Raw genomic sequence first — 25,564 nt, forward strand, 5'->3', positions numbered from 1 at the left:
GTTCTTCGTATTATGCGAGCGCTTATAAAAGGAGCAAGGAAATGCAAGCGTTCGTTTGTTTGATTTTGTAGAGAGGGCCGCGACGATGAAAAAAATCGCGGGCCGGTTAGTCGGTCTCGTTTCAATTGCCCCGGCGTTCCTGCTATCGGGGTGCAACCTTGAAGTGCTCATGCCGAAAGGCCCCATCGGCGCCGCCGAGAAGTCGCTGATCGCAACTTCGACGTGGACGATGCTGATCGTCGTGATTCCCGTCATCCTCCTGACGCTGCTGTTCGCCTGGCGCTATCGCGCTTCGAACAAGTCGGCCGAATACCGTCCGGACTGGGCGCATTCGACCGCGATCGAAGTGGCCGTGTGGACGATCCCCGCGCTGATCATTCTGTTCCTCGCCGTCCTGACGTGGAAGAGCACGCACGAGCTCGACCCGTACAAGCCGCTGGAATCGAACGTGAAGCCGATCACCGTCGAAGTCGTCGCGCTCGACTGGAAGTGGCTCTTCATCTATCCGGATCTGGGCATCGCTTCCGTGAACCAGCTGGCGATTCCCGTCGGTACGCCGGTGAATTTCCGCATCACGTCCGACACGGTGATGAACTCGTTCTTCATCCCGCAACTGGGCGGCCAGATCTACGCGATGGCAGGCATGCAGACGCGTCTGCACCTTCAGGCGAACGAAGTCGGCGACTATGCCGGCGCGTCGGCCAACTTCAGCGGCAAGGGCTTCTCGGACATGAAGTTCCGCACGCTCGCCGAAACGCCTGAAGACTTCAACGCATGGGTCGCGAAGGTTCGCGCATCGACGGATCACCTCAACATGGACCGCTACTACAAGGTGGCGCAGCCTGAAGAGAAGGCGCCTGTGTCGTACTTCTCGTCGGTCGATCCCAAGCTCTTCAACAACATCGTCGCCCGCTACAACAACGGTCACGTCGTCGACAACATGAAGGACGCGAACTGTGGGCCTAACGGGACCAAGGGGTAAGCATGTTCGGTAAATTAACCCTCGCGGACATTCCGTATCACGAGCCGATCATCATGGTCGCCGGCGCGGGCATGATCCTCGGCGCGCTCGCCGTGCTCGGCGCAATCACGTATTTCGGCAAGTGGCGCTATCTGTGGACCGAATGGCTCACGTCCGTCGACCACAAGAAGCTCGGCGTGATGTACATCATCGTCGCCCTCATCATGCTGCTGCGCGGTTTCGCCGACGCGATCATGATGCGCACGCAACTTGCGCTCGCGTATCACGCGCCCGGCTATCTGCCGCCGCATCACTACGACCAGATCTTCACGGCGCACGGCGTGATCATGATCTTCTTCATGGCGATGGCCTTCATGGTCGGCCTGATGAACATCATCGTTCCGCTGCAGATCGGCGCGCGCGACGTCGCGTTTCCGTTCCTGAACTCGCTGTCGTTCTGGATGACGGCGATCAGCGCGGTCCTGATCAACATCTCGCTGCTGATCGGCGAATTCGCGCAAGTCGGCTGGCTCGCGTATCCGCCGCTGTCCGAGTTGCAGTTCAGTCCCGGCGTCGGCGTCGACTACTACCTGTGGAGCATTCAGCTCTCGGGTATCGGTACGCTGCTGACAGGCGTGAACTTCTTCGTGACCATCATCAAGATGCGCGCCCCCGGCATGACGCTGATGAAGATGCCCGTGTTCACGTGGACTTCGCTCTGCGCGAACGTGCTGATCATGGCTTCGTTCCCGATCCTGACCGTCGCGCTCGCGCTGCTCGGCCTGGACCGTTACCTCGGCATGCACTTCTTCACGAACGAAGCCGGCGGCAACGCGATGCTGTACCTGAACCTGATCTGGGCATGGGGCCACCCCGAGGTCTACATCCTGATCCTGCCGGCGTTCGGCATCTTCTCGGAAGTCATCGCGACGTTCGCGAAGAAGCCGCTGTTCGGCTACAAGACGATGGTGTGGGCGACATGCGCGATCATGGTCCTGTCGTTCCTCGTGTGGCTGCACCACTTCTTCACGATGGGCTCGGGTGCTGACGTCAACGCGTTCTTCGGCATTGCGACGATGATCATCGCGGTCCCGACGGGCGTGAAGGTGTTCAACTGGCTGTTCACGATGTACAAGGGCCGCATCGAGTTCACGACGCCTGTGCTGTGGACGGTCGGCTTCATGGTCACGTTCACGATCGGCGGCATGACGGGTGTGATGCTGGCGATTCCGGGCGCGGACTTCATGCTGCACAACAGCCTGTTCCTGATCGCTCACTTCCACAACGTGATCATCGGCGGCGTGCTGTTCGGCTACGTCGCGGGCATGAACTACTGGTTCCCGAAAGCCTTCGGCTTCAAGCTCAACGAGAAACTCGGCAAGGCAGCATTCTGGTTCTGGCAGATCGGCTTCTGGGTCGCGTTCACGCCGCTGTACGTGCTCGGCTTCATGGGCATGACGCGTCGTCTGAACCACTACGACAACCCGGCATGGCATCCGTGGCTGCTCGTCGCCGAAGTGGGCGCCGTGCTCGTCGCAATCGGTATCGCATGCCAGCTGCTGCAACTCGTCGTGTCGATCCGCGATCGCAACAAGCCGGAAAACCGTGACCTGACGGGCGATCCGTGGGGTGGCCGCACGCTCGAATGGGCGACGACCTCGCCGCCGCAGATCTACAACTTCGCGACGCTGCCCATCGTGCGCGAGCTCGACGCATTCGTCGAGATCAAGGCACGCCGCAAGGTCGAGCGCAGCGAGCCCGTGTACCGCGACATCCATATGCCGTCGAACACGAGCGCCGGTGTGTGGATCGGCGGGTTCAGCCTCGTGCTGGGCTTCGCGCTGACGTGGCACATCTGGTGGCTCGCGATCGCGAGCTTCATCGGTGCGATTGCAACCGTGATCGCCCGCAGCTTCGATAACGACACCGACTACTACATCCCGGCCGATACGGTTCAACTGATCGAAGAGCGCCACGGCGCCGGATCGGGTGCAGGTGCAGGCGCGGCCAAGCGCATGCCCGAGCCTGAGGAGATTGCCTGATGCTTCAAAAAGCTATTCTTGCGGAGCCGCATCACGACGCGGAACACGCGCCGTCCCATTCGGTGTTTGGCTTCTGGCTGTATCTGATGACCGACTGCATTCTGTTCGCGGCGCTGTTCGCGACGTTTGCAGTGATGAGCCATCAGTTCGCCGGCGGTCCGAGCGGCAAAGACCTGTTCGAGATTCCGGGCGTCGCGATCGAGACGGCAATCCTGCTGTTCTCGAGCATCACGTACGGCTTCGCGATGCTGGGCGCGCACAAGAACAACAAGAGCGCGACGCTCTTGTGGCTCGCGGTGACGTTCGTGCTCGGCGCGGCGTTTGTCGTGCTCGAAGTGCGCGAGTTCTCGCATCTGATCGCGGAAGGCGCAGGCCCGGACCGCAGCGCGTTCCTGTCGGCGTTCTTCACGCTGGTCGGCACGCACGGCCTGCACGTCTCGGCCGGTCTGCTGTGGATGATCGTGATGATGGTCCAGGTGGTGCGCGCGCACGATCTCGGCGAACGCGAACTGCGCCGCCTGACGTGCCTGAGCCTCTTCTGGCACTTCCTGGACATCGTGTGGATTGGTGTCTTTTCGTTTGTCTATCTTGCGAGCGTGATCTAAATGAGCAGCCATTCTCACTCGTCACATTCGGAAGAAAACCACGGCAGCTTCGGCAGCTACATGATCGGCTTCGTGCTGGCCGTCATCCTGACGGCAGCCGCGTTCGGCGTGGTGCTGACGGGCGCGTTGACGGGCACGCAGGCGATCTACGCGATCGCGGGCCTCGGCCTCGTGCAGATCATCGTGCACGTGATTTTCTTCCTGCACATGAACGGCTCGTCGAGCCAGCGCTGGAACCTGACGGCGTTCGCATACACCGTGCTGACCGCCGTGATCGTGATCGGCGGCACGCTGTGGGTCATGCATAACGTCAGCATGAACATGATGTCGCGTTAAGCGCGCACATCGCCCGATGCCGGTTGCACACGCCGTATCGTGCAGCCGGCACGTTCCCCTGCTCTTCCGCGTTATCTCTGCATCAGCCGGCGCATTGATCAGTTGCGCGCCAGCATCTCCGTTGGACGGCCGCGTCCCGTCACTAGACACCCCGACCTGAACGCCTCGCCCTGGCTGCTCGCGGCAGCATCGTCGAATCCCCGCCCTAGCGCATCCAGCTTCACCTGCTCCGCGCCCTGAGCGCAAGCAAACGTGCTGGCTTCGCGAGCCTGCGCGTGCAGAAGCGCCCGGTCCGCAACCAGCCAGGCTAAAACGGCAATAACAGCGATGTGAAAAGCCTTTCTCATGTTTCGTCTCCTCGCGACTTAAGCGTATCGCGAACAACAGCCGCTTCAATCTAGGGCAAGCCCTGTAAGCAGACGTTGAGTTCGATCGCGTGGAAGCGCTTCCACGGCCGGTTTTTTGTGCATCGCAAACTGCCTGTTCAGGCCAGCAGATCAATGTCAATAGCGAGTTCTGCAACAAATTAAATTGGCTCTTGTGGCAGCGCAACATTATTGTTTTGATGTATGCTCGTTAACCCTGACCGCCTCATGCGTTTTGGTTAAGCGCGTGCGCAAGTCTGCGCATCGTCCCGCTCCGCTCAGGGGCCGACCGTCGAAATGTCCATGTAAGGTTTTTTCTCCCTTCGCCTTTTCAGGCGAGGGCCTGCTATTCGCGTCGATCGAGTAAATGCACTTCCCATCCGTCCTCGACCTCCTGATCTGGGTCCCGATCCTTGCCGGCCTCGTCGTGCTGGCCACCGGCTCCGAAAGCGCACCGAACCGCACGCGCTGGCTCGCGCTCGTGGGCGCGGCCGTGAGCATCCTGCCCGTCATCCCGCTCGTGTCGGGCTTCGATTCGTCGCTGGCGACGATGCAGTTCTCCGAACAGCTGCGCTGGCTGCCCGACTTCGGCATCTCGTATCACCTCGGCGTCGACGGCATCTCGCTGTGGTTCACGGTGCTGACGTCGGTGACGACGCTGATCATCGTGATCGCGTCGTGGGAAACGGTCACTAAGCGCGTCGCGCAGTACTACGGCGCGTTCCTGCTGCTGTCGGGCTGCATGCAGGGCGTGTTCGCGTCGCTCGACGGCATGCTGTTCTTCGTCTTCTTCGAAGCCTCGCTGATTCCGCTCTATCTGCTGATCGGCACGTGGGGCGAAAAGCGCCGCGTCTATGCGGCCGTGCGTTTCTTCTTCTTTTCGCTGGTCGGCTCGCTCGCGATGCTCGCCGCGCTGATCTATCTGTGGGCGCAGTCGCACACATTCGACATCGCCGCGTGGCGCGCGCTGAAGCTCGACTTCACGCCGCAGCTGCTGGTGTTCATCGGCTTCCTCGCTGCGTTCTCGGTGAAGGTGCCGATGTGGCCCGTCCACACGTGGCTGCCCGACGTGCACTCGGACGGCCCGACTGGCGCGGCCGTGCTGCTCGGCATGCTGAAGATGGGCGGCTACGGCCTGCTGCGTTTCGCGCTGCCCATCGTGCCGGACGCGTGTCACTTCTTCGCGCCCGCGATGATCGCGCTGTCGCTCGTCGCCGTGATCTACGGCAGCCTGCTCGCGCTCGCGCAAACCGACATGCGCAAACTGCTCGCTTACTCCGCCGTCGCGCACATGGGCCTCGTCACGCTGGGCCTCTTCACGTTCGACCGTATGGGCACAGAAGGCGCGGTCGTGCAGATGCTGTCTTATGGCGTCGTGGCGGGCGCGATGCTGCTGTGCACGGGCATGCTGTTCGACCGCACGAAGAGCGGCGCGATCGATGCCTATGGCGGCGTCGCCAACTCGATGCCGAAGCTCGCGACGTTCGCGATGCTGTTCTCGATGGCGAACGTCGGCCTGCCGGGCACGTCGGGCTTCGTCGGCGAATTTCTCGTGCTGATGGGCGCGATCCGCTTCAACTTCTGGATCGGCGCGACGGCTGCGCTGACGCTGATCCTGAGCGCCGCGTACACGCTGTGGATGTACAAGCGCGTGATGTTCGGCGCGATCCGCAACACGCGCGTCGCGAACCTGCGCGATCTGTGCAAGCGCGAGTTCGTGCTGCTCGGCGCAATGGCCGTGCTGGTGCTCGCGATCGGCGTGCATCCGAAGACGTTCACCGACGCGATCGGCCCGTCCGCGGAAAATCTCGTCGCGCAGGCGCAAGGCTCCGCGCTGCCGACGGGCACGGGCGTCGCATCGAACAATCACGCGACGGTGGCCGTTGCGAATCGCCTGCCGGGTTGAGCGCGATTGCCTGCATTGGTTGCCTGAACGAAACGTGAAACGGCCTCGCATTGCGAGGCCGTTTTGCTTTTGAGCGTCGCGCGTCGTTCAGGCTGTCACGCGCGTCACGCCGCCGCTCGACAGCAGCCGGACGCGCTCGCCCGCATGGAACACCGCACCGTCGACGCTTTGCGTCACGGCGCGCAGCGAGCCGTCGTCGAGCCGCACAGTGATGTCGACGCCGTGCTTCTGCGCGAAATGGTTCTGCACCTGATCGCCCGCCACCGCGCCCGCGATGCCTCCGATGACGCCCGACAGCAGCGAGCCGTGTCCTTCGCCGATCGCGCTTCCCGCGACTGCGCCAAGGAGCCCGCCGCCCAGCGCGCCGAGTACGCCGGGCTGTCCGTTGCTCGCATCGATGGTGACGCCGCGCACGCTTTCGACGGTGCCGAAGCGCACCGTCTCTTCACGCTGCGCCTGCGACGCCGAATAGACATTGGCCGCCCCGTCGAATGTCGCACAGCCGCTCAGCGCGACCGAAACGACGAGTACCGATGCACATGCCTTGACCCATGACCTGTTCATGATTTTCCCCTCTCATCACAACACGCCGGATAGTGCGGCGCGCTGCGCGTTGAATCGATGGGTGCATCGTAGGCTTGAAGAATGAGCGAAGAATGAGGAAGGTTACTGCGTGCATGCGTGTCCATTCGTGCCCGTCCGTCATTTCGCTTGGCTCTGAAACATCATCGCAGCCGATGGCGTTACGATGGCTCCGACATCACGCACGAGGAGCACCGCAATGAAACGCGCGATCATACGGGTCGAACCGCTGTCGAGCTGGCTCGAACGATTCAAGGCGCCGACGTCCGTCGTCACGCGGCACGGCGACACGATCTATGTGTCGGGCTTGCCGCCGTTCGATCCGGCAACGGGCGAAGTTGTCGATGCGCCGCTCGAACGTCAAACGGAACTCGTGCTCGAACAGTTGAAGCTGTGCGTCGAGACAGCGGGCTCGTCGCTCGATAATGTGTTGAAGTGCAATGTCTACTGCACTTCCGTCGAGCAGTTCGCGACCGTCAATGCCATCTATGCGCGCTATTTCCCGAAAGATCCGCCCGCGCGCATTTTCGTTTGCGTGCCCGCGTGGCCGGGGCACTTCGACATCGAAATCGATTGCATTGCGGCCATCTGAATACGGGGGAACACGATGTTTTCAGTGCTGTTCGAAGTGCGTCCGCACGCCGATCAATGGGACGCGTATCTCGCCTATGCGAAAAGGCTGAAGCCGGAACTGGAGCAGATCGATGGTTTCATCGACAACATTCGCTATCGCAGTCTCACGCGCGAAGGGTGGCTGCTGTCGCTATCGGGTTGGCGCGATGAAAAAGCGCTCGTGCGCTGGCGCACGCAAGCGCTGCATCATGGGATGCAGGAGAAGGGCCGCGCGCAGACGCTTCGTGACTATCATCTGCGCGTCGGCCAGGTGACACGCGACACACATCCGCCCGAAGGCTACGCGATAGAGGAACAGCGGCTCGACGAAACGCAAGCCGGCGACGCGACGACAATCGTGCTGATCGACGCGCGCCGCGAAGCCGAATGGGTGAAGCAGGCGAGCGCGCTCGACGCGGCGATCGCATTGGGCCTGCATGCCGATGCAGCAGGCCTCGTTTCGTGGGACGTATTCGATGCAGTGCTGACACCTGGAGACGTCATTCTTCTCACGGCATGGCGCGACGAGCAGGCTGCCAGACGCTACGCGAAAACGCTCGCGCTGCCCGACAGCGCCCGGCTGCGCAGCGTGCGCGTGATACGCGACTACGGCATGTACGACCGGCGCGAAGCGCCGCAATACTATCCTGACGCGCCGCAGCCTGAATGATTACTTCGCGCCATCGGGAAAGTCCGCGCCGAGGCTCGTGTCGCGCCATGTGTCGATATCGGCGAGCGCCGCATGCAGACGCTTCGACACCGCATCGACGCCGAACGCGCCCAGCACGAGGTGACGCGGCGGCTCGTCCGTTTCGGTGATGCGGATCATTGCTTGGGCTGCGCGCGCCGGATCGCCGGGCTGATGGCCGCTGATCTGCGCCGTCGCCTGCATGCGCTTGCCTGCCGTCTCCACGTAGTCGTCGATGCGGTTCGGCGTCTGCTTGAGCGAGCGGCCCGCCCAGTCTGTGCGAAACGGCCCCGGCTCGATGCAGGTCACGCGGATGCCGAGCGGCGCCGCTTCCGTTGCGAGCGCATCGGACCAGCCTTCGACCGCGTGCTTCGTCGCCGCGTAATAACCCGAGCCCGGAAAGCCCACGAGCCCCGCGACCGACGTGATGTTCAGCACATGCCCGTTGCGGCGCGCCCGCATGCCGGGCAGCACCGCGCGCGTCATCGCGAAGAGGCCGAACACGTTGACGTCGAACTGCGCGCGTATCTCTTCCTCATCGCCCTCCTCGACCGACGACTGATAGCCATAGCCCGCATTGTTCACGAGCACGTCGATCGCGCCGAAACGCTCTTGCGCGGCGTCGACGGAAGCCGCGATCTGCGCGTCGTCCGTCACGTCGAGCTTCACGCGCAGCAGACGCGCATCGGCATCGCTGCCGGGCTCGGCCAGATCCGCAAGCGACGCGACATGCCGTGCCGTCGCCACGCAGCGCCAGCCGCGCGCAAGCACCGCGCGGGCCAGTTCCTTGCCGAAGCCGGTTGAACAGCCAGTGATGAACCAGACGGGCGTCGTCGTCATTCAGGGCCTCCTCGAAAGTGAAGTGATCGGTAACGCGCACGCGCATCGCGCGTCGATGCGCGGTCCAAAAAATATTAACGGCTCGACGCGGACCTTGCAGCGAGGCTGCCACGACCGCCGCGGACTCCCACTGCCTTCACTTGCGGCCGACCAGATACTGAACACCGTCTGGCCCGAAACGTTCCGAATGGTTTTCGTTTGCGTGCAAATGAAATACGTCGCCCGTCCGATAGACGCGCTCTGTATCGCCGGTTCGCAACGTCAACTCGCCGTGCAGGATCAGCGCTTTCGCTTCGAAAGGATGAGCGTGATCGTCGAGCGTGTCGCGCGCATCGCGCGTCACGGTCACGATTTCGGCGAAGCCTTCGCGCTTCAGCGCGTCGATGAATTCGTCGCGTTCCATGCCGGCCTCCTTTCAGTTGCCGTTCGACGGCGAGCGATTCGGCAACGCCAGCATAGTCCCTTTTTCGAGGCGAAAGCGGCTGCGCGAAACGCACAGCAATCGCTGTGCCGCGACTCGTCCAGCCGCAGAAGATGAAACGCGAAGCGCGCGGTAAACTCGTCGACAGGCATTGCATTTCGCAACGACACCACATAATGGGCACAACGGAGAACGATTCATGCGCCAGGCTATTCGACATCTGAACGTGCGGGCGCGCGCTCGCGGGCTATTCGATTTCACGGCGGAGGTCGCCGCGTTCGTGCGCGACGAGTCGATGCAGACGGGCATGCTGTCCGTGTTTTGCAGGCACACGTCGGCGTCCCTGTTGATTCAGGAGAACGCGGACCCTTCGGTGCAACGCGATCTCGAACGGCACTTCGCAATGCTCGCGCCCGAAGACCCCGGCCGATACGAGCACGACACGGAAGGCCCCGACGACATGCCCGCACATCTGCGCACCGCAATGACGCAAGTGCAACTCTCGATTCCCGTCGAACGCGGCCGCATGGTGCTCGGCACGTGGCAGGGCATTTATCTGTTCGAGCATCGCGCACGGCCGCAGGAACGCGACATCGTGCTGCATCTGATCGGCGAATGAAACGTCCTCGCTCTTCGCGACGAGAGTCCCGTCATTCGTTGAATGCACTCGTTTATGAGCCGGCATCATCAATAAGGAATCGAACCATGACAATGCGCGCCCGCGTTCGCCACGTTCTGCACGCACGTTTTACGGCAGCAGCGCTCGCACTGCTGGTGACGGCCTGCACGCATACGGGCCCCGTCGAATTCTCGGCGGCGGGCGCGGACGCGCCGACGCTGAACCGTTCGAGCGACATGGACTTCGGGCCGATGGACCATTCGATCGCGCAATGCAAAACGGTCGCGATGAATTCGGGTCCGGGCCAGTGTACAAAGGTGCGCGCGTACGAATCGTGCATGAAGAGCAGAGGCTATATCACGGTGCTCGGCCCCGAGAACCCGAAAGGCTGCGGCGAGCCCGACTGGGAAAAAGACGTACGCAAATGGCTTCAATGACGACGGGGTTTCGTCGTCGATTCGGCGTGTGTTATCCACAATTTCTGTGCACAGGCCTGTGGAAAAGTTCTTGGGCACGAACGCTATCTGTCTGATCAATCAGGCATTCTTCGCGCGCTGCGGTACAACGGCACCGGTCCGGGCCTATCGATTGCGAAGTTCTATTGGCAGTGACCGGCCGTGTGTTCTTCAATTCAAGCTCCCGACTACCGACCGAATGATGGGAGACCCGGATGAAGACGGCCGACTCGCGAAAGATCGTGCACGAAATAGCAGAATCCACGGACAGCCCCGAAGAAGTCGTATCGCAGATGTACACCGACGCCGTCGAAGACTATCAGCGCGAAGCGCGCATTTTCGACTATGTGCCGCTCTTCGCGGCGAAGCGCGTGCGCGAGACACTGCGTTCGCGAACAGGGCACTAACAGGACGCAGGACGTCAAGCGGCCCGCCCGAATACGGCACGGCCCATGCAGTCGTGCGGCGCATCCATCGCGTCGCAACCCGGTTGCATTTCTATCGACATGAACATGATGACGTGTGAACGTTGAAGCGCTACCCGGTAGCGTTCTTGTGTCGACGCGGCATCACGAGCGGCATCGTTTGCGTCCGTCATAACAACCTCGCTGCCGCTCGCATGCGGCGCTTGCGTTCCTTCGCAAGCGAGTCGAGCGCGCGAGCGCTTGACGCTTCGTCGGAAAACACACTCTGGTTGTCGCGCAACAACTGTTCGCTCGCGACGACGTCGTTCAACTCGCCGAAGCGCTTCTGAAGCTTCTTCAGCGAACTGACGGACTTCACCTGTTTTTTCTTTAGCACCGGCTCGAAGAACTCGATCAGATAGCGGAGCTTCTTCCCTGCCTTGCGCACTTCGTGATAGGACGCATAGTCCGAGCGCTTCGCATGCGCCGCTCGCTTCATGCGCTTCTTCATCGACTTTTGCGCCGACGCGAGCCGCTTGCGCGCGAACTTCGGCAGCGGCGTGCGATCGTGCGCAGTATTCAATTCGCGGTTCGCTTCCTTGAGCGCATCGCGTAGCGCGCTCTTCACGTTGGCCTGCGCGAGCGTTTCGCGGCTCGTGTCGAGCGACCTGGCACGCGCCGTTTTGAGCGCCTCGCGAGGTTGGCCTTGCGTGTCGGCTGTCTCTTCGAGCAAGCTGATCAGAATGTCCCAATCGCGAGTCTTGCCGGCCGCGCTCGCGAAGAACTTGAAGAGCGCGCGTTGCTGCGCGTCGAACGTTTCGTCGAGTAGCGGACGGTACGCCCACAACAACGAGCGCAAGCGCCGCAACGAAACGCGCAGCTTGTGCAGCACTTCCGCATCCGGATTGGCGCGCAGCGCGGCCGCGCAAGCAAGCGCGCTGTCGATCAGCGGCGCGGCATAGTGAGAGAAATGGGCTTCGGCCGTGCCGTCGTGCGGCACTGCACTACTGGCTTTGGTATTGGCTTCGACTCTCATTGGATTCCCTGATTGTGCGAGCACTCGGTCCCGGTCATGACCGACGAGCAAATCAGGTTCCCGATGCGGCCGTTCTATGGCTGCGCTTTGAGCCGCCATTCGAAGCCGTTATTGGGCCGCTATTGAGCCGTTATTGAGCCGCTTTATTGACCGCTCATCAGCAGGTCGCACGCATCGGGCGTGCAAGGCGCAACCGACGGCAATTTCAACGACGGCCAAGGGCGGCGTTCGGCGGTGATGAAATCTTCGACGCGCTTCAATATCTGCCAGAACGCGTATTCGAACGCGCCAGCAGCGGAGCGCGCGGACGGCGTCAACGCCCAGTGGAGCAATTGCGGGCGGCCGTGAAACGCGCGCATGTCGACGCGCGACGACTCGTCGCACAAACTGATGACGAAGTCCATCTGCGGCGCCCATTCGCTCGTGAACTCCAGCCAGCTCTTCGGATTGAGCAGTTCCAGGCTGGAAAAACCGTGGCGCAACTCTCCCATTGCCGCCGCGTGGACCTTGTCGGCGGGTTCGAGACCTGCGCTGAAAGCGTCGAAATGCAATCCGTCCAGTTCGCGTAGCAAGGCTTCCGCCAAGATGCTAAGCGCTGCGTTGTCCCTGCAGAGGAACAGCACCCTTTGTTTTCTGGTCACCCTATACCCCGTCATGCAAATCTTATTTTTTGCGGGATTCTGAGCGCGCAGTTTTTCATATTGGTGACAGAATCCCAATCGTCCATCTGACTCGCCGCAAGACCAATTAGGTACCACGCCAATTTGCCTTCTGCCAACCAGCGTTAACGATAGTCAAACGATTCAATACGGGATTCGCCCCGCCGGAGCTTGCGCTCCTCACGATGTGGAATGCGAGGCGGGAAGGAAGTGCAGCGCCGCCGCCACAATAGAACCGCGTGGGGAGCCAAGGCGCTGCGCGAAGAGAGGTCGTTACTTGACGATCGCGAGCAGTTCGACTTCGAACGTCAGATCGCTGTTCGGCGGAATCGGGCCGACGCCGCGCGAGCCGTAGGCCGTTGCGGCCGGGCAGGTCAGCTTTGCCTTCTCGCCGACTTTCATCGTTGCGACACCTTGCGTCCAGCAGGGAATCACGCGACCGAGCGGAAACTCCGCCGGACCGCCGTGCTTGGCTGAGCTGTCGAACTCGGTGCCGTTCGCGAGCGTGCCGCGGTAGTTGACGCGCACGACGTCGGCGGCCGTGGGCTGCGGGCCGCTTCCCTGCGTCAGGTGTTCGACGACGACGCCCGAGGGCAGCTTTTCCGTCGATGCAGCTTGAGCGGTGAGCGCCGTTGACGCGAGCGCGGCTGCGGCGAGCAGGGCAACAACTGATTTCACGCGAATCTCCTTGGTTGAAAAAGCGAGCCTCATTCTAGCGGATCGAACGTTTGCGGCCCGAGCGCTGAATCAAATCGCTACAAATGAAACCACGGACGAAACCAGGGAGACGCGCCGCCGCGCAGCCACACGCGATCAACGCAAAACGCCCGTGACGGCACGCGGCCAGTCACGGGCACATGGAAAGCCGCCCGACACGAGCGGCTTGCCGTTGCGTCAGACCTTCGGAAAGTCCACGACGGTATCGTTCACGCGATTGAACAGGTTCGTGAACGTGATGTCGGCGATTGCGAGCAGCGTCTCGACGATCTGCTGATTGCTATAGCCTGCGGCTTTCACGGCATCGACGACTTCGACGGGCACGGTGCCGTGCGTCGTGAACACCGTACGCGCAAACGCTGCGATTGCATTCAGACGCGCGTCGGCGGAATCGCGCCCTTCGCGCAGCGCGGCGATATCGTCGGCCGCGATGCTGGCCTTGCGGGCCGCCAGCGAGTGAGCCGCGAGACAGTAATCGCAATCGGCGACACCGCTGATCGCGAGCTTGATCGCTTCAACTTCCTTGCGCGACAGCGCGCCCTTCGTCAGCACGTCGCCCGTGCTGAGCACGACTTGCAGTGCAGCGGGGCTGTTCGTGCCGATGTCGACATACGCATTCGGCACCATGCCGACGGCGCGCTTGATGCCCGCAAACAGATCGGCGGCCTGGCCGGTGGCTTCGCTGACGGATTGGCTATTGAGACGTCCCATGATGTGCTCCAAAGGTTGATCGACTGGTGGTTGCGCGACGAGGTCAACGCATGGAGAGCATTCTAGGAACGAGCGTTGCTGCAATGAATGCCGGTTCAAATCACCTTTATGCTCGATCGGCTCATCCGCAGTTCAGTTCGTCTCTGCTATATTCGTGCGAGATTTGCCCGGCCGGATTGGCCAGCCACGGATCTGTCAGCAGGAGCGCGGTCATGAGCACTCAGCGGATCATGCGTATCACGAGGCGACTCGCGTTCATGGTGCTCGCGCTATTGGGCCTGTCGCTCGGCGCGCTGACATGGGCCGACGACAACGCCACGGCGCTCAGGGACAAATACGACGCGCTCGCGCCGCAACTCAAGTCGAATGCGTTTCATCGCCCGATCCACCTCGACTCGGAAGAAACGCAGAACACGCTGAAGGGCGATATCTACGCCGTCGTCGATTATCCGTTCGAGCTCGTCAACAGCGCGTTCAACGATCCGCAGCAAGGCCCCGCCAACTGGTGCGAAGTGCTGATCCTGCATCTGAACACGAAGTACTGTCATGCTGCTTCAGGCAGCAACGGCGCGATCATCAGCATGAACGTGGGCAAGAAGACGGAGCAGGAAATCGGCGATACGTACCGCGTGCAGTTCAACTACCGTTCGGTGGCGTCGAGCCCCGACTACTTCCAGGTCGGTCTGAGCGCGGCGACGGGACCGCTCAGCACGAAGGACTATCGCATCGTGCTCGAAGCCGCCGACATCGGCAACGGGCGCACGTTCCTGCATCTCACCTACTCGTATGGATTCGGCACGGCGGGGCGCATCGCGATGAAGGCCTATCTCGCGACGATAGGCAGCGCGAAAGTGGGCTTCTCGAAGGCGCCGGACGGCGATTACATCGGCGGCGTGCGCGGGCTCGTCGAACGCAATACGATGCGCTACTACCTCGCGATCGACGCGTATCTGGCCTCGCTTGCAATGCCCGCCGACAAGCGCGTCGCTCGACGCTTCGCGACATGGTTCGATGCAACCGAGCAGTATCAGCGCCAGTTGCACGAACTCGACCGGCAAGAGTACCTGGACATGAAGAAGAACGAGTACCGGCGCCAGCAAGCGGCGCAATAGTCCCTGCATGTTCTTCCGTGCGGCGAGAGACCGCACAAGCCGGGCGACAAACCAGTGCGGCTAGTCCCAGTTTTCATCGACCCATTCGATCGCCCATGTGCGCGCGCATGTCACCGCGTCCGATTCGTCGACGAATGAATCGATGTCACCCGATTGGTGCACTTCGGCGGGCGCATTGGCCGTCGCCGCCCGAGTGAGCTTGGCTTGGGCGACGTAGTGGCCATCTTCGTCGTGCCTCGCCCGGCAGTCGATATGAAATCCCTTGTAGTCGAAGTGCATGGCAAGCCTCCTGCAGCGAAGAAAGTGCGATGCAATCCGGGGCTGGGTTTCTCCCGGCGGATGACGGCATCGTAGCATGGCAAATCGCCCGCCAGGCCGCTGTCTATGTGCCCGGCGCCACACGAAGCCTTGCGTTGCTGCACGGCGTTTCGTCCTGTTGCGTTCCGCGCTCGCGCCGCCGCCGCGATTCAACCCTGATCGGTATATGGAAAAGCTGCAATCCGCATGACGGACTTTCATGGTCGGCGTGATGGTCGACGCGCAGCGCTTCCGACATGCCGCACGCGCAAGGCGGCATCTGAAGCCCGGCGCGAAACCGCGCGTGAACTCGCTGGAATCGGCGTTTTCCGCCATTGCGCGGCGGCTCTTGCGTGTTCGAAAGCTCGCCGGACGCAAGGTTGGAATGGCCGTTGCTGTGTCTGCTTACAAGACATGACCAGCCGCAAACAGCGACGGACCATTAGGGGGAGCAGCATGCACCACACGAGCTTCAGGCCAACGCGAAATCAGATATGGACGGCAGCGCGCGCCGCCGCGCATTCGATCCCGCCGCGCGTACTCGTCGTGGACGATTTCATCGATTCGGCCGACTCGCTGGCTGCCTTTCTCGGCAGCGTAGGCTTCGAGGCGCGCGTGGCCTACAACGGTTGCGACGCGCTGAAGATCGCGAACGAATGGCATCCCGACGGCGTCGTGCTCGACGTCGCGATGCCGGGCGTGTCGGGGCTCACCGTCGCAAGGACGTTGCGCGAGTCGCCCGAGACCGCATCCGTGCCGCTGCTCGCGTACACGGCCTATGAGACCGACGACAACTTCGACGAACTGCGCGCGGGCGGCTTCGACGCCGTCTGCGCAAAGCCCGTCGATCCGATGATGATCGTGAAGATCCTGACGCTGCTGATGGGCGTCACGCCGACGAACCGCACTTCGATCGACTCGTAACGCGGCGCCACGGCAGCGCTGCGCCTGTTCCGCTCGCTTGTTCCGCCTGCTTGTTCCGCTCGCTTGTTCCACTTGTAACCGCCCAACGCTCCCGCTAATCTGACGCGCATCCCGTTGCGGAGCGCGCACATGATCAAACTACGAAGTCTTCTCGCGGCCTTCACCGTCGCCTTGCTGACTTCGTGTGCAAGCTTGCCGCCGCAGACGGACCGCGTCGAGACGCATGCCGCCACCGATACGCAGAACACGCGCCTTGCCAACGCGTTCACGCGGCAAGAGCAGCAGCACCCGGACGAAAGCGCATTCCATCTGCTGCCCGACGCCGTCAATGCGCTCGTCGCGCGCCTCGTGCTCGCGCAAGCCGCCGACCGCACGCTCGATCTCCAGTACTACATCTGGCACGACGACCTGACGGGCCGCGCGCTGGGCGCCGCCGTGCTGCGCGCCGCCGATCGCGGCGTGCGCGTGCGCATCCTGCTCGACGATCTCGGCACCAACGCCGACGACAAGCTGCTGCTCGCGCTCGACTCGCATCCGAATGTGCAGATACGCCTGTTCAATCCCGTCGCCAGCCGCACGTTCAAGAAGATCGGCATGGCCACCGAGTTCTTTCGCGTGAACCGGCGCATGCACAACAAGTCGATGATCGCGGACAACGAAGGCGCGATACTCGGCGGGCGCAATATCGGCGACGAGTACTTCGGCGCGTCGACCGATGTCGCATTCGGCGATCTCGACGTGCTCGTGCACGGCCCCGTGGTGCGCGACGTATCGACGGCATTCGACCTGTACTGGAACTCCGAAGCGTCGTATCCCATCGCCAGCCTGATGGGCCGCGAGGCGGACTCCAACGCGCTCGCGGAGGTTCGCGCGAAGCTCGACGCGTATCTCGCGTCAGAGGAGACCAATCCGTACGTCGTCAATGCGCGTGCGCGGCTCACGCAGGTGATTCATTCGCACGACGCGACGCAGTACTCATGGGGCAAAGCCACGCTGCTCTATGACGATCCCGCGAAGATCACGCGCTCGCCCGGCAACGCGCAAGGCCATCTGATGACGCAGTTGAAGGCGCTCCACCTTCAGCCGGAGCATCAGATGCTCGTCGTCTCGCCTTATTTCGTGCCGGGAAAAGAAGGCGTCGCGTGGCTTAGCGGGCTCACGCACGATGGCGTGCGCGTGACCGTGCTGACCAACTCGCTCGCCGCCACGGATGTCGCCGCCGTGCACGCGGGCTATCAGCGCTACCGCAAGGCTTTGCTCGAAGCGGGCGTGCGGCTGTACGAACTCAAGCCCGTTGCCAGCGAGAAAAGCGCCTGGGACAAGAAGCAACTGTTCGGCTCGTCGAAAGCATCGCTGCACGCAAAGACCTATGTGTTCGATCGCGATACGCTCTTTATCGGCTCGATGAATCTCGATCCGCGCTCCGTCGAACTCAATACGGAAATCGGCGTGTATTGCGAGAGTGCAGCGGCCGCATCGCAAGTCGTCGATACGCTCGAGCCGAGCCTCGACCACATCGCCTGGCGGCTCGAACTGCGGCCGAATCCGAATGGCACGAACAGCATCGTGTGGATCGATACGGCACCCGACGGCACCGTGAAAGTGCTCGACAGCGAGCCGGATGTGTCGGCGCTGCGCAAGGCGAGTATCTGGCTGCTCGGCATACTGCCGATCGAATCGCAGTTGTAGCGGCGCTTTCCCGGTGACCATGTACGGCACGTTTCAGGTCGTCGATGCCTTTACGCGATCTTTACGCGCCGACCGTATATCTTTTGAAAATCTCGATGGCGGAGTGCCTAGAGTGCGTGCATTTGGGCTCGTACCCGACGGGACATGCAAGAACAACAACGCACGCGACGTGCCCTCGCCAGCGCAAAGTGGAAACACACGCTTCTCAGGTTCGCGCTGATGGCGGCAAGCCTCGCGCTATGCAGCGCGTTGCCGCTCGCGCATGCGCAAGCGGAAACCGCGCCCGCAGCCGACGCCGCTTTTCTGCCCGCGCCTGAAGATATCGTCGCGACGTTGCGCGCGCAGTTTCGCCTATCGGCTGCCGATGCGCTGACCATCGCGCAAGCCGTCCTCACGGAAGCGAACCGCTATTCGATGTCGCCCGTGCTGCTGTTGTCCGTGATGGCCGTCGAGTCGGGATTCGATCGGCGCGCGGTGAGCACACTCGGCGCGAGAGGCTTGATGCAGGTGCTGCCCGCTGCGCATCCGCGCGTCGTCGCCGACGTCAGGCAACTCGACGATCCCGCCATCAACGTGCGCATCGGTTCGTCGATCCTGCGCGGCTATCTCGACGAATCGGGCGGCGATATCGATGCCGCGCTCCTGCGCTATAGCGGCGGCGGCAAAGGCTACGCGCGCCGCGTCGCGCTGCGCATGCAGCGTTTCAACGCGACGTTGCGCGGCAATGGCAACGCGCAGCCGCTCGAAAAGGTATCGCTAGACGCGGTCCGTTAGCGTCATCAACTGTTTCGCAAGTGCGTACGCATGCGGCGTGAGCGCCGCAAAGTCCCGCGCGCACAGATGCAGACGCCGCGCCGTCCAGGCTTCCGACAACGGCAGGATCGCGAGATTCGCGTCGCGCAACGGCTGCGTGCAAGCCGCAGGCAGAATCGCGATGCCGACGCCCGCTTCGATCAGCCGGCCCAGATCGGCGACGTTGCGCAGACGCACGCGGTATTGCATCTGCCGCCCGAGCCGCGATGCGCGCTCCGTGAGATGCCGCTCCAGCGCCGCATCGGAAAGGCCGACAAAGGCCTCGTCGACGATATCGGCGAACGCGATGCGCGCGTCGTTGGCAATGCGATGCGCGCGGCTCGCGGCGACCACGAGTTGATCGTCCGCGATCAGATGCGTTTGCAGCGCGGCCAGATCGGCGATATCCGCGACGATGCCGAGATCGGCGCGCCCTTCGGCCACGGCGCGCACGATGTCGGCGCTCGGCCGCTCGTCGATGTCGACGGACAGATCGGGATGCGCGCTCAAGAAGCTGCACAACTGCTCGGGCAGAAACGATGCGAGCGCCGCCGTGTTCGACATCAGATGCACGCGACCCTTCAGGCCCGTCGCATAGCTGCGCAACTCGCCGCGCATCTGCTCGATCTGCCCGACGATCAGCCGCGCGTGACGCACGAGCGCCTCGCCTGCGGGCGTCGCGCGCACGCCGCGCCGCGTGCGTTCGAGCAACGGCGTGCCGAGCGCGGACTCCATGCCCGAGATGCGCTCGCTCGCCGACGCAAGCGCGAGATGCATCGCCTGCGCGCCGCGCGTGAGGCTGCCGTGCTCGACGGCCATCAGGAATAGCCGCAGATCGGTAAGGTCAAAACGCGACGTCGTCATCTTCGGTTGGTGCGAACGCTGGCATCGGAGAATCCCGATTGTATCCGCGAAGCCGGCGCCGCTATGATGCGTCGCATGAACGGACTATTCCTTGTGGCGGGCGCGGGACTGCTCGCAGGCGGCATGAACGCGCTGGCGGGCGGCGGCTCGTTCGTCACGCTTCCCGCATTGATTGCAGCCGGCGTGCCTTCGGTTCAGGCGAACGCTTCGAGCACCGTCGCGCTCTATCCCGGCGGCCTCGCGAGCGCGTGGGCGTATCGCGACGGACTCGGACCGGTCGGCTCCGTGTCGTTGCGCGCGATGATCGTCACGACGCTGATCGGCGGCATCGGCGGCGCGTTGCTGTTGCTGCTCACGCCTGCAAAGACATTCGATTTCGTCGTGCCGTGGCTGCTGCTGTTCGCGACGCTCGCGCTCGCATTCGGCCGGCGCTTCGGCGAATGGATGCGCGCGCGCTGGCATATCGGGCGAACAGCCGTGCTCGTCATTCAGTTCGTGCTCGGCGTGTACGGCGGCTATTTCGGCGGTGCGGTCGGCATCATGATGATGGCCGTATGGGGCCTGCTCGACAGCCGCGAGCTGAAGCTGCTCAACGCGCCGCGCACGCTGCTCGTGAGCGCGGCCAACACGATGGCCGTCCTCGCGTTCGTCGTCGCGCATGCGGTGCATTGGCCCGAGACGCTCGTGATGCTGATCGGCGCGACGCTCGGCGGATACGGCGGCGCGCACGTCGGACGGCGCGCGCCCGCGAGGGTGATCCGCTACGGCACGCTGACGTTGACGGCGTGCATCACGATTGCGTTCTTCGTGCGCGCGTATGGTTTGGGAAAGTGATCTGAGCGATTACGGACGGCGCAGCGTCGCGCCTTGACGTTCAACTGACGCCCAGTTGACCTTCAGCCCGCATGCCCTTGCCGGTGCGGCGCCTGCTGCTGGGCCTCGTCGACGCGCGGCGGCCGGTTGTGGCCGTGCTGCGGTCCGCGATCGTTGCCGTGACGCTCGGCCACGCGCGCCGCTCCCGGCTGCGGACGATGATGCTCCGCCGATGCATGCCGCACAGGCGCGCCTTCGTGGCGTTCGGGCCGATGCGGCGCATGCGTGTCGCGATGCGCGGCGGCCGTGTGGCTCGGCGCGTGAGCGCCTCGATGAGCCATCTCGGCGCGCAGATGCTCGCGCCGGCGGAAGACTTCGGCGCGGCGATCGCCATGCGCGTAAAAATGCCGATGACGCCGGCCATCCGGGCCCACTACCCACAGATACGTGTCGCCGCCGACGAACACCACGTCGCGATCCATCACGCCTGCGATGTAGACGTCGCTGGGCGCGGACACGTACACCGGCTGTCCGACAGGCGCAGGCGCGCGCACGACGACGGCGGGCGGCGGAGCCTGCACCGCGACGACTGCGGGACGCGGCCGTGCAGGCGCGGCGGAGATCTGCTGCTCACTCGTGACGCAACCGGCCAGCGCGGCCAGTGCAGCGATCGCGGCGACGTGTGTCGCCAGCTTCATCGTATTCAAATGCGGCTCCCCGTTCGTGTTTGCGTAGGTGGTCGTTGTGGTTTGGTCGCTGTGGTTTGGTCGCTGCGGTTTGGTCCCTGCGTTTGGGTCCATTAACGGCACAGCCTTTCAGAAGCTTTAGCAGGACACGCGCATCGTCGCCTGTATCATCGGCATATGTCGTTGTCCACGGCTCATGGAGAAAACGCTTGAACGTCAGTGATGCAATCACCAGCCGCAAATCGGTACGCCAGTTTCTGCCCGATCCCGTCGCGCCCGACGCGATCCGCCGCGTGCTCGCCACCGCCGCGCGCTCGCCTTCGGGCGGCAACCTGCAGCCGTGGCATATCCATGTCGTAGGGGGCGAGGCGCTCGCGCGACTCAAGCACATCATGCGCGTGCGCATCGTGGATGCGCCGGGCGGCGAAGAGACCGAGTACAACGTCTATCCGCCGAATCTTCATTCGCCGTATCGCGAGCGGCGTTTTGAAGTGGGCGAAGATCTGTATCGCAGCATCGGCATCGTGCGCGAGAACCGGCCCGGACGTCTCGCGCAGTTCGCGCGCAACTTCGCGTTCTTCGATGCGCCGCTTGCGCTCTTCTGCACCGTCGATCGCCGCATGGGTCCGCCGCAATGGGCCGATCTCGGCATGTTCATGCAGTCCGTGATGCTGCTGCTACGCGAGGAAGGGCTGCATAGCTGCGCGCAGGAATGCTGGGCGATGTATCCGAAGACGATCGGCGCGTTTCTCGACATGCCCGACGAGCGCATGCTGTTCAGCGGCATGGCAATCGGCTACGAGGATAAGGATGCCGCGATCAACCAGTGGCGCGCGCAGCGCACGCCGCTCGACGATTTCGCGGAGTTCATCGGCATCTGACTCGCCCGCCGTCGCGGCGCGCCCATTGGTGCGAGAATGGCTGCTTCGATGAAGCAAACGTGAGTGCATCCGATGTTCGAAGCCACCATCAATACCGCGCTCCCCAAGGCCGAGTTCTATCGTGAACTGGCCTCGCAGGCGCGCTCGCTCGTTGAGGGCGAATCGAATCAGATCGCCAACGCGGCGAATCTGTCAGCGCTGATCTTTCACAGCCTGCCGCAACTGAACTGGGCGGGCTTTTATTTCGCCATCGACGGTGAACTCGTGGTCGGCCCGTTTCAGGGCAAGCCTGCTTGCGTGCGCATTCCGATGGGCCGCGGCGTATGCGGCCACGCGGCGCAAACGCGGCAAACGCAAGTCGTGCCCGATGTCGACGCGTTCCCCGGACATATCGCGTGCGACTCGGCCTCGCGTTCGGAGATCGTGATTCCGCTGCAAAAGGCGAATGGCGAACTGGTCGGCGTGCTGGATATCGACAGCCCCGTGCTCGCGCGCTTCGACGACGATGACCGGCGAGGGCTTGAAGAGGTCGCGCGCATTTTCGCCGGTTCGCTTGCTTGATTCAGGCGTGCGCGTCGGCTCTTTAGCGCGTCGGTCCCGAAGATCGGCCTTGCAGCCGATCTTCGGAGAACACTAAGGTTAAGCGCTTCTTTGCATCGCCACACGTCACGTGCGATGCGCAGTGCTCATTTCACGGCAACTTATAGCGCGCGATTCGGCGTAGCGCTGCTCTTCTTCACCGACTCCAGCGCTGCCGTAACGCCTTGCCCATAAGCGGGATCGGCCTTCGTGCAATGCTCGATATGCAGCTTCTGGATCGGCTCCGACACGCCCGCGAGCGAGCGCGCCGTATTGTCGAACAGCGCCTGCTTCTGCTCGGCCGTCATCAGCCGGAACAGCGCGCCCGGTTGCGAGTAGTAGTCTTCGTCGACGCGATGATTCCAGTGATCCGCAGCGCCTTCGATCGACAACGGCGGCTCGCTGAAATCCGGCTGGTCGAGCCATTCGCCGCGCGTGTTCGGGTTATAAGGCGTCGCGCCGCCCATGTTGCCGTCCACGCGCATGAAGCCGTCGCGGTGATAGCTGTGTACCGGGCACCTCGGCGCGTTCACAGGAATCAGGCTGTGATTCACGCCCAGGCGATAGCGCTGCGCGTCGCCGTATGAAAAGAGCCGGCCTTGCAGCATCTTGTCGGGCGAGAAGCTGATGCCCGGCACGATATTGGCGGGATTGAACGCGGACTGCTCGACATCCGCGAAATGATTCTCCGCGTTGCGATTCAATTCCATCACGCCGACTTCGATCAGCGGATAGTCTTTCTTCGGCCAGACCTTCGTCAGATCGAACGGGTTATACGAGCACTTCGACGCGTCCTTCTCCGGCATCAATTGCACGAACATCTTCCACTTCGGGAATTCCTTGCGTTCGATCGCTTCATACAGGTCGCGATGCGAGCTTTCGCGATCGACGCCGACGAGCGCAGCCGCTTGCGCATCGGACAGATTCTCGATGCCCTGCTGCGTCTGGAAATGGAACTTCACCCAGTAGCGTTCTTTCGCGGCATTGATGAAGCTGAACGTGTGGCTGCCGAAGCCATGCATATGACGGAACGACTTCGGAATGCCGCGATCGCTCATCACGATCGTCACCTGATGCAGTGCTTCAGGCAGTTGCGTCCAGAAGTCCCAGTTGTTTTCCGCGCTGCGCAAGCCCGTGCGCGGATCGCGCTTGACCGCGTGATTCAGGTCGGGGAATTTCAGCGGATCGCGCAAGAAGAACACGGGCGTATTGTTGCCGACGAGATCCCAGTTGCCTTCTTCCGTATAGAACTTGATCGCGAAGCCACGAATGTCGCGCTCGGCATCGGCGGCGCCGCGCTCGCCCGCGACCGTCGAGAAGCGCACGAACAGTTCCGTCTTCTTGCCGACGTCGGAGAAGATCTTCGCCCGCGTGTACTTCGTGATGTCGTGCGTGACAGTAAATGTACCGAATGCACCGGAGCCTTTCGCATGCATCCGGCGCTCGGGAATCACTTCGCGGTCGAAGTGCGCGAGCTTTTCGAGGAACCACACGTCCTGCAATAACGCCGGGCCGCGCGGCCCTGCCGTCTGAATGTTCTGGTTGTCTACTACGGGTGCGCCAAAGGCAGTAGTCAGCTTGTTCACGTTCAACCCTCCAACACTTATAAGAAAGTCCGGCGGATGCTCTGCCGGAACATACGGTGGGGTCTATATGGGCAGCGGGCCCCTGCGCCGCTGCTTCCAAAAGCGAATTCCGGACGGCATGCCGAGGCAGTGCTGTCTGTGTCACGTCGGGATGAAAATCGCGCGGTGCTCGACACACGCGACCAAATGCTGCGGCGATGATCTTAGCGCCATTCGGATCGGCGAGCAGATGAGGGCGACCCTTACTGGCCACTCTCTACTCTCGCGCTGCGCACGGCACATCACATCCAATTCGACTAACGAAAACACGTGACAGAAGAATGACATTCAAATATGCAGCACACGCTTTTTCTATTGGACTTTAAATCCGATTAAAAATTTAAGTTAGCACTCGCTTTATTGTCCTTGTCATATACATACCAGATCGCAGAGCAGTGACAGATAACTAACCGACAAGACGCAGAACAAGACCCGGAAGACGACTCGATGTCCACCGCGTTCGCCCACACAGTCGAAGCGAGTTTCGCGACGCTCACGCCCACGGCCAAGCGCATCGCCAGTTATATGCTGGCGAACATGGAGCGCCTCGGCCTGGAGACGGCGGACCAGATCGCGCAGCAGACGGGCACGAGCGGCATTTCCGTCGGGCGCTTTTTGCGCAGCGTCGGCTATCGCAATCTGGATGATCTGAAGCGCGAATTGCGCGGCGCACAAGCGCGGCCGTGGTTCATCACCGACCGGCTCGACGCGTGGCGCAGCGAGCGCCATCACGACAACGCAAACATCCCTGCCAACGGCGACGCCACGCGCGACACCGCTCTCGCCCATTCGCTCGATCTCGAAGTCGATGCAATCGGCTACGTGTACCAGCTTGCGCAAGGCGAAACGTTCGCGCGCGTCGCGCAGCGCGTCGCCACGGCCGATGCCGTCTTCATTCTCGGCATTCAATCGACACGCGGCATTGCGAACGCGTTCTACAGCTACCTCGAATATCTGCGGCCGCGCGTGTTCTACTCCGACGGCATGTCGGGCTCGTATGTCGATTCGCTGAATTCGGAGTTCGCATCGCCCTATCTGATCGTCACCGACACCCGCGCCTATTCGCGCATCGCACGCCGCTATTGCGAAGCGGCCGCGCGGCGCGAATTGCCATTTGCGCTCGTCACCGATCTCTATTGTCCGTGGGCACGCGACTTCGCTTGCGATCTGCTGCAGGTGAAAACGGATGTCGGCCAGTTCTGGGATTCGCTTGCGCCGCTCACGTGCCTCTTCAATCTGCTGATTACGTCGATCGTCGAACGGCTGGGTCCCGCCATCGACGAACGCGTCGCGCGCAACCGCGAGTTGCAGCGCGAACTCGATCAATTCGACCTTTGACTCTC

At 62.5% G+C, this 25,564-nt stretch carries 30 protein-coding genes; 18 read left to right on the top strand and 12 right to left on the bottom strand.

Features of this window, described 5'->3' with window-relative positions; translation table 11 throughout:
* The first annotated feature begins 85 nt into the window (after positions 1–85).
* Genes cyoA through cyoD form a run of 4 tightly spaced genes read left to right on the top strand, consistent with a single transcriptional unit; the run spans position 86 to position 3,944 of the window.
* A complete protein-coding gene (cyoA, locus tag VSR68_RS08320) occupies positions 86–982 on the top strand; it encodes a ubiquinol oxidase subunit II (RefSeq protein ID WP_342939354.1) in 897 nt (298 codons plus the stop codon).
* 2 nt (positions 983–984) lie between these two features.
* On the top strand, positions 985–3,003 hold the full coding sequence (gene cyoB, locus VSR68_RS08325) for a cytochrome o ubiquinol oxidase subunit I (RefSeq protein WP_342939355.1): 2,019 nt from the start codon (positions 985–987) through the stop codon (positions 3,001–3,003).
* Positions 3,003–3,608 (top strand): cytochrome o ubiquinol oxidase subunit III, encoded by a 606-nt coding sequence (gene cyoC / locus VSR68_RS08330; protein ID WP_152768199.1) that lies wholly within the window; start codon positions 3,003–3,005, stop codon positions 3,606–3,608. The genes cyoB and cyoC overlap by 1 nt, the downstream gene beginning before the upstream one ends.
* The gene (gene cyoD, locus VSR68_RS08335; protein ID WP_342931486.1) at positions 3,609–3,944 is read left to right on the top strand and encodes a cytochrome o ubiquinol oxidase subunit IV; all 336 of its coding nucleotides are present in this window, start codon (positions 3,609–3,611) and stop codon (positions 3,942–3,944) included.
* A 98-nt stretch (positions 3,945–4,042) separates the two neighbouring features.
* Here the strand turns inward: cyoD and VSR68_RS08340 are convergent, their stop codons facing one another.
* Positions 4,043–4,291, bottom strand: a complete 249-nt coding sequence (locus VSR68_RS08340; RefSeq protein ID WP_342939356.1) for a hypothetical protein — start codon at positions 4,289–4,291, stop codon at positions 4,043–4,045.
* 385 nt (positions 4,292–4,676) lie between these two features.
* Here VSR68_RS08340 and VSR68_RS08345 point away from each other — a divergent pair, with 385 nt between their 5' ends.
* Positions 4,677–6,215: an NADH-quinone oxidoreductase subunit M gene (locus tag VSR68_RS08345; RefSeq protein WP_342939357.1), complete on the top strand. Its 1,539-nt coding sequence runs from the start codon at positions 4,677–4,679 to the stop codon at positions 6,213–6,215.
* Positions 6,216–6,302: 87 nt separating this feature from the next.
* Here VSR68_RS08345 and VSR68_RS08350 read toward each other — a convergent pair whose 3' ends face one another.
* Positions 6,303–6,779 carry a glycine zipper 2TM domain-containing protein gene (locus VSR68_RS08350; RefSeq protein ID WP_342939358.1) on the bottom strand — a complete coding sequence of 159 codons (477 nt, stop codon included), beginning with the start codon at positions 6,777–6,779 and terminating at the stop codon, positions 6,303–6,305.
* A gap of 217 nt (positions 6,780–6,996) precedes the next feature.
* Between VSR68_RS08350 and VSR68_RS08355 the strand changes: the two genes are divergently transcribed.
* Both VSR68_RS08355 and VSR68_RS08360 read left to right on the top strand, forming a co-directional pair.
* Positions 6,997–7,389: a RidA family protein gene (locus VSR68_RS08355; RefSeq protein WP_342939359.1), complete on the top strand. Its 393-nt coding sequence runs from the start codon at positions 6,997–6,999 to the stop codon at positions 7,387–7,389.
* 15 nt (positions 7,390–7,404) lie between these two features.
* Positions 7,405–8,079 (top strand): antibiotic biosynthesis monooxygenase, encoded by a 675-nt coding sequence (locus VSR68_RS08360; protein ID WP_342939360.1) that lies wholly within the window; start codon positions 7,405–7,407, stop codon positions 8,077–8,079.
* On the opposite strand, the gene VSR68_RS08365 is transcribed toward VSR68_RS08360, so the two are convergent.
* Both VSR68_RS08365 and VSR68_RS08370 read right to left on the bottom strand, forming a co-directional pair.
* Entirely contained in the window at positions 8,080–8,937 is an 858-nt protein-coding gene (locus tag VSR68_RS08365) for an oxidoreductase (RefSeq protein ID WP_342939361.1), read from the bottom strand.
* Positions 8,938–9,073: 136 nt separating this feature from the next.
* Positions 9,074–9,340 (bottom strand): cupin domain-containing protein, encoded by a 267-nt coding sequence (locus VSR68_RS08370; protein WP_342939362.1) that lies wholly within the window; start codon positions 9,338–9,340, stop codon positions 9,074–9,076.
* Between the two features lie 217 nt (positions 9,341–9,557).
* Between VSR68_RS08370 and VSR68_RS08375 the strand changes: the two genes are divergently transcribed.
* The 3 genes from VSR68_RS08375 to VSR68_RS08385 all read left to right on the top strand — a co-directional run bounded on the left by VSR68_RS08375 (position 9,558) and on the right by VSR68_RS08385 (position 10,839).
* Entirely contained in the window at positions 9,558–9,977 is a 420-nt protein-coding gene (locus tag VSR68_RS08375; RefSeq protein WP_342939363.1) for a secondary thiamine-phosphate synthase enzyme YjbQ, read from the top strand.
* A gap of 92 nt (positions 9,978–10,069) precedes the next feature.
* Positions 10,070–10,414, top strand: coding sequence for a hypothetical protein (locus tag VSR68_RS08380; RefSeq protein WP_342939442.1), 345 nt, complete (start codon positions 10,070–10,072; stop codon positions 10,412–10,414).
* A 233-nt stretch (positions 10,415–10,647) separates the two neighbouring features.
* Positions 10,648–10,839 (top strand): DUF3562 domain-containing protein, encoded by a 192-nt coding sequence (locus tag VSR68_RS08385; RefSeq protein ID WP_342939364.1) that lies wholly within the window; start codon positions 10,648–10,650, stop codon positions 10,837–10,839.
* Positions 10,840–11,026: 187 nt separating this feature from the next.
* On the opposite strand, the gene VSR68_RS08390 is transcribed toward VSR68_RS08385, so the two are convergent.
* The 4 genes from VSR68_RS08390 to VSR68_RS08405 form a co-directional block, all read right to left on the bottom strand.
* Positions 11,027–11,872 (bottom strand): CHAD domain-containing protein, encoded by an 846-nt coding sequence (locus tag VSR68_RS08390; RefSeq protein WP_342939365.1) that lies wholly within the window; start codon positions 11,870–11,872, stop codon positions 11,027–11,029.
* Between the two features lie 143 nt (positions 11,873–12,015).
* The gene (locus tag VSR68_RS08395; RefSeq protein WP_428983470.1) at positions 12,016–12,591 is read right to left on the bottom strand and encodes a low molecular weight phosphatase family protein; all 576 of its coding nucleotides are present in this window, start codon (positions 12,589–12,591) and stop codon (positions 12,016–12,018) included.
* A gap of 213 nt (positions 12,592–12,804) precedes the next feature.
* On the bottom strand, positions 12,805–13,209 hold the full coding sequence (locus VSR68_RS08400; protein ID WP_087732882.1) for an FKBP-type peptidyl-prolyl cis-trans isomerase: 405 nt from the start codon (positions 13,207–13,209) through the stop codon (positions 12,805–12,807).
* 216 nt (positions 13,210–13,425) lie between these two features.
* Complete coding sequence (locus VSR68_RS08405; protein WP_342939366.1) at positions 13,426–13,959, bottom strand: carboxymuconolactone decarboxylase family protein; 534 nt, start codon at positions 13,957–13,959, stop codon at positions 13,426–13,428.
* A gap of 212 nt (positions 13,960–14,171) precedes the next feature.
* Here VSR68_RS08405 and VSR68_RS08410 point away from each other — a divergent pair, with 212 nt between their 5' ends.
* Positions 14,172–15,071, top strand: a complete 900-nt coding sequence (locus VSR68_RS08410; RefSeq protein ID WP_342939367.1) for a hypothetical protein — start codon at positions 14,172–14,174, stop codon at positions 15,069–15,071.
* Between the two features lie 60 nt (positions 15,072–15,131).
* Here VSR68_RS08410 and VSR68_RS08415 read toward each other — a convergent pair whose 3' ends face one another.
* Positions 15,132–15,350, bottom strand: coding sequence for a hypothetical protein (locus tag VSR68_RS08415; RefSeq protein ID WP_342939368.1), 219 nt, complete (start codon positions 15,348–15,350; stop codon positions 15,132–15,134).
* A gap of 474 nt (positions 15,351–15,824) precedes the next feature.
* Between VSR68_RS08415 and VSR68_RS08420 the strand changes: the two genes are divergently transcribed.
* From VSR68_RS08420 to VSR68_RS08430, 3 genes are all read left to right on the top strand, one after another.
* Positions 15,825–16,292: a response regulator gene (locus VSR68_RS08420; protein ID WP_342939369.1), complete on the top strand. Its 468-nt coding sequence runs from the start codon at positions 15,825–15,827 to the stop codon at positions 16,290–16,292.
* A gap of 129 nt (positions 16,293–16,421) precedes the next feature.
* The gene (locus VSR68_RS08425; protein WP_342939370.1) at positions 16,422–17,981 is read left to right on the top strand and encodes a phospholipase D family protein; all 1,560 of its coding nucleotides are present in this window, start codon (positions 16,422–16,424) and stop codon (positions 17,979–17,981) included.
* 144 nt (positions 17,982–18,125) lie between these two features.
* Positions 18,126–18,755: a lytic transglycosylase domain-containing protein gene (locus tag VSR68_RS08430; RefSeq protein ID WP_342939371.1), complete on the top strand. Its 630-nt coding sequence runs from the start codon at positions 18,126–18,128 to the stop codon at positions 18,753–18,755.
* Here the strand turns inward: VSR68_RS08430 and VSR68_RS08435 are convergent.
* Positions 18,738–19,637, bottom strand: a complete 900-nt coding sequence (locus VSR68_RS08435; protein ID WP_342939372.1) for a LysR family transcriptional regulator — start codon at positions 19,635–19,637, stop codon at positions 18,738–18,740. The genes VSR68_RS08430 and VSR68_RS08435 overlap by 18 nt on opposite strands.
* Before the next feature lie 75 nt (positions 19,638–19,712).
* Here VSR68_RS08435 and VSR68_RS08440 point away from each other — a divergent pair, with 75 nt between their 5' ends.
* Positions 19,713–20,471 carry a sulfite exporter TauE/SafE family protein gene (locus VSR68_RS08440; RefSeq protein ID WP_342939373.1) on the top strand — a complete coding sequence of 253 codons (759 nt, stop codon included), beginning with the start codon at positions 19,713–19,715 and terminating at the stop codon, positions 20,469–20,471.
* Positions 20,472–20,533: 62 nt separating this feature from the next.
* On the opposite strand, the gene VSR68_RS08445 is transcribed toward VSR68_RS08440, so the two are convergent.
* Positions 20,534–21,148: a hypothetical protein gene (locus VSR68_RS08445; RefSeq protein ID WP_342939444.1), complete on the bottom strand. Its 615-nt coding sequence runs from the start codon at positions 21,146–21,148 to the stop codon at positions 20,534–20,536.
* A gap of 197 nt (positions 21,149–21,345) precedes the next feature.
* On the opposite strand from VSR68_RS08445, the gene VSR68_RS08450 reads away from it, so the two are divergent.
* The gene (locus VSR68_RS08450; RefSeq protein WP_342939374.1) at positions 21,346–22,017 is read left to right on the top strand and encodes a nitroreductase; all 672 of its coding nucleotides are present in this window, start codon (positions 21,346–21,348) and stop codon (positions 22,015–22,017) included.
* Between the two features lie 72 nt (positions 22,018–22,089).
* Entirely contained in the window at positions 22,090–22,578 is a 489-nt protein-coding gene (locus VSR68_RS08455) for a GAF domain-containing protein (RefSeq protein WP_342939375.1), read from the top strand.
* Positions 22,579–22,718: 140 nt separating this feature from the next.
* On the opposite strand, the gene VSR68_RS08460 is transcribed toward VSR68_RS08455, so the two are convergent.
* A complete protein-coding gene (locus tag VSR68_RS08460; protein WP_342939376.1) occupies positions 22,719–24,182 on the bottom strand; it encodes a catalase in 1,464 nt (487 codons plus the stop codon).
* A 486-nt stretch (positions 24,183–24,668) separates the two neighbouring features.
* Here VSR68_RS08460 and sapR point away from each other — a divergent pair, with 486 nt between their 5' ends.
* A complete protein-coding gene (sapR, locus tag VSR68_RS08465; RefSeq protein WP_342939377.1) occupies positions 24,669–25,559 on the top strand; it encodes a sap1 transcriptional regulator SapR in 891 nt (296 codons plus the stop codon).
* Positions 25,560–25,564 lie beyond the last annotated feature (5 nt).

The sequence above is a fragment of the Paraburkholderia phymatum genome, assembly GCF_038900715.1.
GTDB classification, from domain to species: Bacteria; Pseudomonadota; Gammaproteobacteria; order Burkholderiales; family Burkholderiaceae; genus Paraburkholderia; species Paraburkholderia phymatum_A.

Excerpts from the sequence above, each read along its gene's own strand:
- cyoA (WP_342939354.1), top strand. The coding sequence starts at position 86 with ATGAAAAAAATCGCGGGCCGGTTAGTCGGTCTCGTTTCAATTGCCCCG.
- cyoB (WP_342939355.1), top strand. The coding sequence starts at position 985 with ATGTTCGGTAAATTAACCCTCGCGGACATTCCGTATCACGAGCCGATC.
- cyoC (WP_152768199.1), top strand. The coding sequence starts at position 3,003 with ATGCTTCAAAAAGCTATTCTTGCGGAGCCGCATCACGACGCGGAACAC.
- cyoD (WP_342931486.1), top strand. The coding sequence starts at position 3,609 with ATGAGCAGCCATTCTCACTCGTCACATTCGGAAGAAAACCACGGCAGC.
- VSR68_RS08340 (WP_342939356.1), bottom strand. The coding sequence starts at position 4,291 with ATGAGAAAGGCTTTTCACATCGCTGTTATTGCCGTTTTAGCCTGGCTG.
- VSR68_RS08345 (WP_342939357.1), top strand. The coding sequence starts at position 4,677 with ATGCACTTCCCATCCGTCCTCGACCTCCTGATCTGGGTCCCGATCCTT.
- VSR68_RS08350 (WP_342939358.1), bottom strand. The coding sequence starts at position 6,779 with ATGAACAGGTCATGGGTCAAGGCATGTGCATCGGTACTCGTCGTTTCG.
- VSR68_RS08355 (WP_342939359.1), top strand. The coding sequence starts at position 6,997 with ATGAAACGCGCGATCATACGGGTCGAACCGCTGTCGAGCTGGCTCGAA.
- VSR68_RS08360 (WP_342939360.1), top strand. The coding sequence starts at position 7,405 with ATGTTTTCAGTGCTGTTCGAAGTGCGTCCGCACGCCGATCAATGGGAC.
- VSR68_RS08365 (WP_342939361.1), bottom strand. The coding sequence starts at position 8,937 with ATGACGACGACGCCCGTCTGGTTCATCACTGGCTGTTCAACCGGCTTC.
- VSR68_RS08370 (WP_342939362.1), bottom strand. The coding sequence starts at position 9,340 with ATGGAACGCGACGAATTCATCGACGCGCTGAAGCGCGAAGGCTTCGCC.
- VSR68_RS08375 (WP_342939363.1), top strand. The coding sequence starts at position 9,558 with ATGCGCCAGGCTATTCGACATCTGAACGTGCGGGCGCGCGCTCGCGGG.
- VSR68_RS08380 (WP_342939442.1), top strand. The coding sequence starts at position 10,070 with ATGCGCGCCCGCGTTCGCCACGTTCTGCACGCACGTTTTACGGCAGCA.
- VSR68_RS08385 (WP_342939364.1), top strand. The coding sequence starts at position 10,648 with ATGAAGACGGCCGACTCGCGAAAGATCGTGCACGAAATAGCAGAATCC.
- VSR68_RS08390 (WP_342939365.1), bottom strand. The coding sequence starts at position 11,872 with ATGAGAGTCGAAGCCAATACCAAAGCCAGTAGTGCAGTGCCGCACGAC.
- VSR68_RS08405 (WP_342939366.1), bottom strand. The coding sequence starts at position 13,959 with ATGGGACGTCTCAATAGCCAATCCGTCAGCGAAGCCACCGGCCAGGCC.
- VSR68_RS08410 (WP_342939367.1), top strand. The coding sequence starts at position 14,172 with ATGAGCACTCAGCGGATCATGCGTATCACGAGGCGACTCGCGTTCATG.
- VSR68_RS08415 (WP_342939368.1), bottom strand. The coding sequence starts at position 15,350 with ATGCACTTCGACTACAAGGGATTTCATATCGACTGCCGGGCGAGGCAC.
- VSR68_RS08420 (WP_342939369.1), top strand. The coding sequence starts at position 15,825 with ATGCACCACACGAGCTTCAGGCCAACGCGAAATCAGATATGGACGGCA.
- VSR68_RS08425 (WP_342939370.1), top strand. The coding sequence starts at position 16,422 with ATGATCAAACTACGAAGTCTTCTCGCGGCCTTCACCGTCGCCTTGCTG.
- VSR68_RS08430 (WP_342939371.1), top strand. The coding sequence starts at position 18,126 with ATGCAAGAACAACAACGCACGCGACGTGCCCTCGCCAGCGCAAAGTGG.
- VSR68_RS08435 (WP_342939372.1), bottom strand. The coding sequence starts at position 19,637 with ATGACGACGTCGCGTTTTGACCTTACCGATCTGCGGCTATTCCTGATG.
- VSR68_RS08440 (WP_342939373.1), top strand. The coding sequence starts at position 19,713 with ATGAACGGACTATTCCTTGTGGCGGGCGCGGGACTGCTCGCAGGCGGC.
- VSR68_RS08445 (WP_342939444.1), bottom strand. The coding sequence starts at position 21,148 with ATGAAGCTGGCGACACACGTCGCCGCGATCGCTGCACTGGCCGCGCTG.
- VSR68_RS08455 (WP_342939375.1), top strand. The coding sequence starts at position 22,090 with ATGTTCGAAGCCACCATCAATACCGCGCTCCCCAAGGCCGAGTTCTAT.
- sapR (WP_342939377.1), top strand. The coding sequence starts at position 24,669 with ATGTCCACCGCGTTCGCCCACACAGTCGAAGCGAGTTTCGCGACGCTC.